The organism is Bradyrhizobium sp. UFLA05-125, from assembly GCF_059803515.1.
Genome location: NZ_JBANBJ010000160.1, coordinates 1 through 2,726 on the forward strand (window position 1 = coordinate 1; position 2,726 = coordinate 2,726).

A 2,726-nucleotide genomic window follows, 5' to 3' on the forward strand; every position below is an offset into this window, starting at 1 on the left:
GAGCTCGATCGCGCCCTTAAGCTTCGCTCGAAGATGATTGGTATCAATAACCGAAACCTGCGCACCTTTGTGACAAACCTCAAGACAAGTGAAACGCTGGCGCCGCTCGTCCCGAAGGATCGCCTGATTGTCAGCGAAAGCGGCATCTGTGCGTTCGATGATCTGGCGCGGCTCTCGCGAGCCGGCGTTTCGACTTTCCTCGTAGGCGAAAGTCTCATGCGTCAGCCAGACCTTACAGCAGCAACTCGCGCGCTACTTTCACCAAACCAAGCTGCCGCGACCGGGGCGCGTCAATGACACGCAAAGTCTCCAGCCAACTGTTGCGGCACACTCATATTCACGCCGAGAACGGGACCTTTCGCATAGCTGCTCGGACGCCGGCCTGGAGAGCCGTGAGCTGTGGGCAAGCCGACATTCGCATTCGGCGAACGATCGAACTTGGGCGTCGATTCGTAGGAGGGCTGCTGATTTTGGGTTGCGTTGTCAGATGAGCGATATTCGATCAATCGAGGCGATCGAGTTTCGGCAGGCCATGCGAAATCTGGCCAGCGGCGTTGCCGTCGTGGCGACAGGATCGGCACTTGAACGGCGCGGGTTAACGGTGAGTTCTATCACCTCGATTTGTATTGAGCCCCCTTGTTTGCTGGTCGGCATTAACATCAGTTCCGGGACTCACGATGCGATACTTGCGACCGGCAGGTTTGGCGTCAGCCTTCTTGCTATTGATCATCAGGAGATCGCTCTGCGATTCGCCGGCCGGGATGGCTCCCAAGGTCTCCGGCGGTTCGATACGGCTACTTGGGATCAGGGGATTCTCGACGTACCTCTATTGCAGGGCGCAATCTGCGCGCTCGAATGCCTCTTGCACCACTACCAGGTCATTGGCACGCATGGGCTATTTATCGGCCGAACCGTTGCGGTGCGCCCAGGCGATGGCAATCCGCTTATCAACTGTCGCGGCAAACTTCGAACAATTGCCACATGATTGAACGCAGTGTTTGCAATGGCGTTTTAGCGTTGACAGCTAGACGTGTGGTTGAAAGTGATGGAGCCAAGTCATGATCGTAGAATGCTCGCCCGACAACGGCATCCGTCTGACGGAGCCGCTCGACTTTTCCGGGTTCAAACTCGTTTTGAGAGGTGCGCTCGGTGTTCCACCAAGGCTCGGAGGAATTACCGTCGTTGATCAGGACAATGCGTTGGTTCCTATCGATCTGGTGCCGAACCTGCCTGGTCGTCCGAACGACAATCGAGATTGGGACGTGGCCTACAGCCAGATGGTCGATCGTGCCCGCGAACGAGGCTGGATCGATCTCAAAGTAAATGCGATCCGTGCACACATCGAAAGAGTGGTCTGAAGCCTTCACCGCCCGAGCCATCGCGCGAGACGCTCACGCGCGCATGGGGATCAGGCGTGTCACAGATCATGCCTTGCAGGCGCTGGCATGAGAACGGCGACGCCGTCCCTGTTCTCAACGCTCGCCATGATCGCCTCGAGAGAGGAGGACTCAGGTAAGGCCTCGCGTCTGCTGCCATACCTTCCAGATGAAACGCCAAGGCCTCAGTGGCCATGGCGCGCATCGTCCAGATCCGTGCCAGTGGTGATCACGCCGGGAAGATCAGGAAACGAGACGCCGTAGTCGCTGTCCGCGTCCTTGTGGATCAAAGCAAGGTAGTATCTCATGAAAGCTCCTCATCTTGGGCGGGCCGATCGCTCAGAGCTCTCCCGGGAGACGTCGGATGAGTCCACGCAGCACTCTCGTTCGATGCTATGGGTAATTCCTTTCGCCAGTAGCGGATTGATATCGGTTGTAAACTGCGGGTCGTGGAGTCTTCAGATACATGCTCTGCTCCTATAGAGCGCGCGTTCCCGGACCTTGACGGCCGAGTGGCGTTTCTATTCGGGAACAAACGACCATAGACCGCGTTTCAACCAAGCTCGAGCTGTTTTGCAGATCGAGCAGAACGGCCTCAGTATTTGCCCCCCCGGGCCAACTGAGGCCGTTTTTGCTTGGAGCTAGTTGGACACGTCGGGTGGGGGTTCGGTCTTGAGTTTATCCGTCTTGCACTGGGTTTGGACGATTGCCGTACTTGCGAGCCGGACGATCGGGATATTTCGAAGTTTTCAGAACAGGTCCATCCTAAATGCCGCCTTGTCGGCATTCATTCCAGGTTACGGGTTCGTCTATTTCGTTGTTGGGAAGCGAGCGTCGCAGCGCCTCGTCGAGCGCGAAGATCCGGCGCGCGCTGATTTCAAGACCTGATTGGGACCCCCGAAAGAGTCGCGGCTGATGCCCGCGCAAGCCAACCCGTACCACCGCCGGAAGTCCTGCGATTGACCTTGAGTGTCGGTGGCGAGACGCGGGTCGCCCCGAAGATTTGGCGTGCGCAGAATGCCCGGGCAGGTTGATCGGCACGACGAAAATCAACCGAAACTGGCTCTAGAACGATCGGAAACTGCATGACGCCCGTGATAGGCCTCGCTCGCTCGCTTGCGCCAGGCCGCATGATGGGCATTTCGGCACGGAGCCGTTGACGGGTTTGGCGCCAGCAGGATTGCGAAGCAGAGGGATGAAGGTTTGACGCGACTAGAGGCTGTTCAGCGCCTCGTCGACCTGGCTCTCAGTAAGAAATCACCACGAGCGCGTATCGCCAAGGGAAGGGTGTAGGAACGTCGGCGCTCGGTGGCGAGTTCGGCGCTCTGATCTTGCCCTCTGTCTTGTGGC

The 2,726-nt window shown here is 57.9% G+C and carries 2 protein-coding genes and 2 pseudogenes; 3 read left to right on the forward strand and 1 reads right to left on the reverse strand.

Going from position 1 to position 2,726, the window contains the following annotated elements; genetic code table 11:
* The 3 genes and pseudogenes from SO156_RS45640 to SO156_RS45650 form a co-directional block, all read left to right on the forward strand.
* A pseudogene (locus tag SO156_RS45640) lies at nt 1–297 on the forward strand (indole-3-glycerol phosphate synthase TrpC); the annotation flags it as partial.
* Nucleotides 298–487: 190 nt separating this feature from the next.
* The gene (locus SO156_RS45645; RefSeq protein ID WP_498539439.1) at nt 488–985 is read left to right on the forward strand and encodes a flavin reductase family protein; all 498 of its coding nucleotides are present in this window, start codon (nt 488–490) and stop codon (nt 983–985) included.
* Nucleotides 986–1,058: 73 nt separating this feature from the next.
* Entirely contained in the window at nt 1,059–1,358 is a 300-nt protein-coding gene (locus SO156_RS45650) for a hypothetical protein (protein WP_498539440.1), read from the forward strand.
* 83 nt (nt 1,359–1,441) lie between these two features.
* On the opposite strand, the pseudogene SO156_RS45655 reads toward SO156_RS45650, so the two are convergent.
* Nucleotides 1,442–1,684: pseudogene (locus SO156_RS45655) on the reverse strand (type II toxin-antitoxin system HicB family antitoxin); the annotation flags it as partial.
* Nucleotides 1,685–2,726 lie beyond the last annotated feature (1,042 nt).